This window comes from Bartonella sp. AA86SXKL (assembly GCF_042196885.1).
Window position 1 is genome coordinate 1 of the sequence record NZ_JBHIRE010000213.1, and the last position, 856, is coordinate 856.

Here is an 856-nt window from a genome sequence, read left to right on the forward strand (position 1 = left end):
TTCCAGGACGGACCTCTTTAGGGTCAGTGTCCTCTTGACTGTTATTTTGTCGTTATTATTTTCACTCATTGTATTTCCTTCACGGCTTGTGCCGTCATCTCACCAGGCTTACTGTGCTTGTCATCACGATAGGCAATTAGTTTGTTTATCGTTTTAAGAAATCCTTCTGCGGCTTTCATGTTCAATAAGGCAGCATGCATTACAGGATTAGCTCCAAAAGCCACACGCATTTCATAACTTGTAAATAAAGATGTAGTTTTTATGTCCTGATTTGTTTTTTGCTGTATTGTATGGATGGCTTGTGAAATTTTCTGTTTCCCATTTTCTGTAGCTTCTCTAGCATGAAGGACAAAAATCACTTGACCAGAGCGAATAGCTGCATCAACTTTGGTTGCCCCCATAACAACGGCGCCTGCTTTTCGCGCTATGGAAAGGCTGCCAAGAGCAGCTTTTAGTAAAAGTGTATCTACAATATGGGCAAGATTTGAGGCGACTTCGACATCTGTTTTAAAACTTTTGTTAAAAGCTTTTTTTCTGATTGCTTCTTCAATGGCAGAGCGGCGGGATGATACCCAGACGCCACGCCCAGGTAAATTTGATTTAAGATCAGGGACAATTTGATTATTGGGACCAATAACAAAACGGATCAGCGCTTTTGCTGAAGCATTTTTTCTTGTCACAATACAGGTCCGTTCATTCATTTAAAATGCATCCACATTGAAATTATTTATTTTTCATTTTCTGCAGAATTTTCTGTAACAAGGTCAGCTTGATTTATCCAGCCTGCTTGCACACGTGCAGCTAAAACCATAGCTTCAGCATCAGCGCGTGTAATATCGAATGGAGTCAGGATACC

Annotated in this window: 1 protein-coding gene; it reads right to left on the minus strand. The window is 40.4% G+C overall.

Translation table 11 applies throughout. The annotated features are described in order from the left end of the window. Window positions 1–65: 65 nt before the first annotated feature. Window positions 66–701 (minus strand): RNA-binding protein, encoded by a 636-nt coding sequence (locus ACFIO5_RS11040; RefSeq protein ID WP_011180167.1) that lies wholly within the window; start codon window positions 699–701, stop codon window positions 66–68. Window positions 702–856 lie beyond the last annotated feature (155 nt).

What these genes read in the sequence shown, in the direction of transcription:
- ACFIO5_RS11040 (WP_011180167.1), bottom strand. Translation starts at nt 701, where the DNA reads ATGAATGAACGGACCTGTATTGTGACAAGAAAAAATGCTTCAGCAAAA.